At 35.9% G+C, this 4,862-nt stretch carries 5 protein-coding genes; 2 read left to right on the forward strand and 3 right to left on the reverse strand.

The window, feature by feature from the left end:
• Nucleotides 1–58: 58 nt before the first annotated feature.
• From B4J23_RS12795 to B4J23_RS12805, 3 genes are all read right to left on the reverse strand, one after another.
• Complete coding sequence (locus B4J23_RS12795) at nucleotides 59–1,357, reverse strand: Y-family DNA polymerase (protein ID WP_291361110.1); 1,299 nt, start codon at nucleotides 1,355–1,357, stop codon at nucleotides 59–61.
• Entirely contained in the window at nucleotides 1,354–1,911 is a 558-nt protein-coding gene (locus B4J23_RS12800) for a LexA family protein (protein ID WP_291361112.1), read from the reverse strand. The genes B4J23_RS12795 and B4J23_RS12800 overlap by 4 nt, the downstream gene beginning before the upstream one ends.
• A gap of 119 nt (nucleotides 1,912–2,030) precedes the next feature.
• Nucleotides 2,031–2,666, reverse strand: a complete 636-nt coding sequence (locus B4J23_RS12805; RefSeq protein WP_291361114.1) for an SOS response-associated peptidase — start codon at nucleotides 2,664–2,666, stop codon at nucleotides 2,031–2,033.
• 321 nt (nucleotides 2,667–2,987) lie between these two features.
• Here B4J23_RS12805 and B4J23_RS12810 point away from each other — a divergent pair, with 321 nt between their 5' ends.
• Together B4J23_RS12810 and B4J23_RS12815 are read left to right on the forward strand one after the other, a co-directional pair.
• Complete coding sequence (locus B4J23_RS12810; RefSeq protein WP_166135519.1) at nucleotides 2,988–3,128, forward strand: hypothetical protein; 141 nt, start codon at nucleotides 2,988–2,990, stop codon at nucleotides 3,126–3,128.
• A 269-nt stretch (nucleotides 3,129–3,397) separates the two neighbouring features.
• On the forward strand, nucleotides 3,398–3,739 hold the full coding sequence (locus B4J23_RS12815; RefSeq protein ID WP_005235426.1) for a hypothetical protein: 342 nt from the start codon (nucleotides 3,398–3,400) through the stop codon (nucleotides 3,737–3,739).
• Nucleotides 3,740–4,862: the final 1,123 nt, after the last annotated feature.

Raw genomic sequence — 4,862 nt, forward strand, 5'->3', positions numbered from 1 at the left:
CTATTTCAGGACAAGACATCTCGGAAAATTTCTGCTTCACTTTACTCGGAAGATGAAATTAATGATCAATCTTCAATAATCCATCCCAACTAAAATAATTCTGACTTAGGTGCTGTTGAGACATAGTCCAAGTCCGGTCAGGCATTTTAGCTGCTCCAATCGCCAGCTTTTGATCGCCAAATCTTTCCTTTACTTTTTCTAGCGTTTTCTGAAGTTTCTCATTTTTCTCGATCTGAGCATGATCAGAGAGCAAGTCATAGACATGGGCCGATTTAGGTTCAAGCGCCGTCAAAATAACCCCGCATTTTTTAAACTCGACACCTTCTGAAAACAATTCATGCATCTGTTGCATCAATGCCCGGTTCATTACAACAGCAGAATCAGTAGGTTCAGGAAGAGCGATATTGATAGATTTATGATAAAAGGATCTGTTCTTGTCAAAAGGATTGGATTGAGCGAAAGCAATGATGCAACCGCATAAGGATTGATCCTCTCTCAAGCGTTTGACAGCATTTTGCAGGTAATCACTCATAGCCTCCGTTAAAGCTTCAAGATCTGTTACTCGGGAACCAAATGAACGTGAAGAAATAATCTGCTTCTTGGGCTGGAATGCCTGTTCCAGTTCAATACAGGAAATTCCCTGTAATTCCATCACAGTTCTTTGCATAACAATTGAAAATAATTTTCCGATTCGATGACAATTGGTCTGAGCTAAATCAAGAACAGTATGTATACCTAAGTTCTTTAACTTTTTACTCTGCTGGCGCCCAACCCCCCAGACTTCAGCAACATCAATCAAGCTCCAGAAGTAATCTCTATGTTGTGGATGCATAGAAGAAAGATCGCAAACCCCATTAAAGCGTTTGGCTTTCTTGGCCATATAGTTGGCTAATTTAGCTTCGGTTTTGGAACGGCCAATGCCGACACAAACGGGTAAGCCAATCCATTGCAAAATACGCCGTCGCATATCCTGACCATATTCTGTTAAATCATGATTTTTTGCATAAGCTGTAATTTTCAAAAAGCATTCATCTATGGAATAAACCTCCTGTTCACCAGGTGCTACATATTCAGACAGAATGGAATGAAAGCGTTTGGACATTTCCGCATATAGGGCATAGTTGCTGGATAGCACTTGGATTTGATGCTGCTCGACGATATCGCGGATCCGGAAGAGTGGAACAGCCATTGTAATACCGAGGTCTTTTGCTTCCTGCGAACGTGAAACTACACAGCCGTCGTTATTTGACAGCACGATCACAGGTACATGATTCAGTTTCGGATTAAATAGGCGCTCACAACTGACATAGCAATTATTGACATCAATCAGCGCATAGATTTCTTGCTGATATTTCATCTGAATTTTTTAATGACGTTGGTGACCACACCCCAGATTTCAAATTGCTGACCTTCTACAGGATGAATATCGGGATAATCGTCATTCTCGGCTTTTAGCCAGCAACCCTTTACATCGATAATCAGCCGTTTGACAGTAAATTCATTATCTACACAGGCAATCACAATATCTCGGTGTTGTGCTTCAATGCTACGATCCACAATCAAGGCGTCATTGATATCAATGCCTGCATTCAACATTGACAGTGAATTGGCACGAACAATAAAAGTAGCATTAGCGTTATTGATCAGGAATTCATTCAGGTCGAGTTTTTTATCAATATAGTCTTGTGCGGGTGAGGGAAAACCAGCCTGAACGCGTTCAGTGACCAGAGGAATTTCCATTTGAGTAACAGGATCAAACTGGCGAATATCACTGATTTCATTTTCTTTTTTAAGTAATTTTAAGTATGCTTTGATATCCAGAACTTTAGATTCAGGTACACGAATTACTTTGGTTTCTTCAGCTTTCTTTCTGCCTGCACCAATTCTAAAGCCCCCATGCGAATTTATCATAAATCTGCTACTTCTTGATTGTTGTTACATTAATCAAGATTGTAATGATTGCTTTGTTTTTATACAAATAAATTAAATGCTTTAAAATCAGATACTAATAATTAAATTGCTTTTATATTTCAGTTTTCCGACAAACGGGAATCTCGTAGCTTTGCAATAAATTCATCCCGCATTTCGAAGAAAAACTCACTTGCTTCCTCATGATTGCAGTGCAGCCAGTCCTGTCTTGACTCTTTCGGTATCACAATAATCGAGCGTTTTTCATCATTCGGATTATGGAATTGTTTCATAAAAGGATGCTGATTTGCATTAATCGTGAGCATCGAAAAAGACCGAACTTTTTCACCCTCAATGATTGCATCATCATAAATGGCTGCAACAGTAAAAGGATCGCCGTCTTCACGAGATATTGCATACCAATGAGATTTGCCATCAATGTATTTGGGTTCATAGAACGTATCTACAGGCACCAAGGCAAACTGATTATTTTTCCAGGCATGCCGAAAACTTGCTTTTGAGGCAACCGTTTCAGTCCGGGTATTATAAGTATGCCGACCAAATTTTAATTCTTTGGCCCAGAAAGGGATAAGTCCGAAACGTGCGATATCCAGTTCAAACTCGTCAGCACCGCGCATAATGATGGGAGCGGGAGCCAAAGGATATACATGCGTTTTCATATCCAGTTCAAGTTGCTCTTCATGAATGTCTAATAAAGAGAGACGGCTTTTTGAGGGAAATTCATAGTTTGAACACATGGGCGAACGCTCTCATGATGATCTATCATGAGAATTAAAATATAAGAGAGATAGGTGCAAAACAATTTGAATATCGTAAGTTGGATTTTAATCAGCAAGCAGGATTTTTTATTTTATAAGTATATATTTAGAGCCTAAAAATATTTAACTCAATAATATCTTAAGTAAATTTAATATTATGAAAAGATTAAAATTTTATTTAATGTATACAGATATACATAATTTAACTTTTTATTTAAAAAAACACTCCAAATGGCTTTGGAAAGCTACAAATATAGATGTTAGTTATATAGGCTTGCATTTATGAGCATGAGGTGAAAGATGAAGTTATTAACGTTAATTGGTGCAGGTGTACTTGCAGGTTATTGTTATAAGAAAATGAAATACAAAAAGGACGGTTCAAACAATCCTGCTCCTCAGAATGAACAGGTAGACAGTCAAGCAGCAAATCCTGTTGAATAATCTCTTTAAAGGACCTCACTACTAGCAAGAGAAGGTTGTGAGGTCTCTCATTTTCTCAGTAGAGTCATCTCTGACAAGTCTTATATAATTTTCAGAACTTTGCTATTTTCAGAGAAACAGCAAGCTTTTTTAGCTACTATTCCTTTTCATCTGTTCTAGATTTTCCTGATTAAATTTATTGATAAAGTTGAATGGTTTACAAAACTATTCATTTTAATAATGGCCATACTTTAAAAATAATGTGATCCTCTTTCTCAGGAGAACAGCTTATGAAAAAACTAATTATCTTGCCTCTTGTAGCTTTAATACTTCTGGGGTGTAGTCAACCAAATACCCAGCAAGAAGCTGACTCTAAGATCCTACAGGATGAGGATTTAAAAAAATTTAGGGAGATGGTAAGGAATGCTTTACCGAATTCAGATCTGGTTCAATTTCATCAACAAGAGGGAGAATGTGGTGAGGTTAGTTTCAGAGATAAATCTACGAATGAAATGAAGCATCGGAGGTTTATTTTAGTGAATAAAAATATTGTACTGATTGAAAGACGGCAGATAGATCAGGAATATTTTGACCTTTCATGGAGGAATGCATGTCGAGATTATTTCGGGTAAAGAAAGAATATTTATTAAAATTCTTATTTGAAAATAGTGACCGCTATAATCGAATATCAATAAAAACATTTAATCATTGAGCCACTCTTTAGGGTGGCTTTTTAATGTCTAAATTTCTGAATTTTGTTCGAAATATGATTACTGAGTATATCGGTATTTCATATACTAGCTTCGTACCAATAAATAGAATATTGATCAATTTATATAGATAATAAACATAAAAATTATTTAAAAAAGGAGCAAAAATTGCTTCTTGAAAGCATAGCTTTTGCTTTAGGTTGTGGATATGTATCTCTTTAAAATATGCGGCATTATTTTCCTTGTCATCCTTGCTGTTTCTCTAATGGTTTTAGGTCTTATTTATCAGGATCCTTTATTTGCTTTGATCGGGCTATTGTTCACGGTTTGCGCAATATTATTATTTTCCATGATCAAGGAAAGTTTTGCTGATTTTTAGATCACTCATTTCGTTTAAAAGTTTAAAGATTTGGAGTAGAGATCAAGGTGAATAGCAGGATGATAGCGATCAATATTATGCACCGAGATGGAGTCGATAATTTGGAAAAGTAATCTTATTAAAGAGTATTCAGATCAATAAGTGGAATAAGGAAGACTTATATAGGCAACCAGTCATGTGGATTAGATTGATAAGATGATCTGATAACACACTCATTGCTAGGTGCTATTTTGTATAAGTTCATCGAAAGATGGGCTTTTTTGTTGCCTAAAATAAAGCTTCATTAAGCTCAACTAGGAAATTATTGACTCCAAAGATCACAATTCAGACTTTTTATGGATGGATAGATATTTAATTTATATATATTTATATTTGTCATGAATTGGCTATTGTTTGACCGCTGTACATTTCGTCAACAATCCTGAATCAGCGCAAAATGATAAAGGGGAAGAGCCCACAGCAATGTGGGCTTTTTTTATTGCCTAAAGAAAAGTTTGGCTTAATTTCTTACTATATATCTGGCTTGAATAGCCTAGCTAAGCTAAGTAATAGATCTGGTCAAAGATTAAGATTAACTAGAAATTTGAATAAGTGACTTATTTCTATTTTATCGGTCAATATGATTGTTAATCATCGACTTAATATAAAAGTGTGATTGACTGCATA

The organism is Acinetobacter sp. UBA3025, assembly GCF_002367915.1.
Classification (GTDB): domain Bacteria; phylum Pseudomonadota; class Gammaproteobacteria; order Pseudomonadales; family Moraxellaceae; genus Acinetobacter.

Bases quoted from the DNA above. Each gene is read 5' to 3' on its own strand.
- B4J23_RS12795 (WP_291361110.1), bottom strand. From the start codon at position 1,357: ATGAAATATCAGCAAGAAATCTATGCGCTGATTGATGTCAATAATTGC.
- B4J23_RS12800 (WP_291361112.1), bottom strand. From the start codon at position 1,911: ATGATAAATTCGCATGGGGGCTTTAGAATTGGTGCAGGCAGAAAGAAA.
- B4J23_RS12805 (WP_291361114.1), bottom strand. From the start codon at position 2,666: ATGTGTTCAAACTATGAATTTCCCTCAAAAAGCCGTCTCTCTTTATTA.
- B4J23_RS12810 (WP_166135519.1), top strand. From the start codon at position 2,988: ATGAAGTTATTAACGTTAATTGGTGCAGGTGTACTTGCAGGTTATTGT.
- B4J23_RS12815 (WP_005235426.1), top strand. From the start codon at position 3,398: ATGAAAAAACTAATTATCTTGCCTCTTGTAGCTTTAATACTTCTGGGG.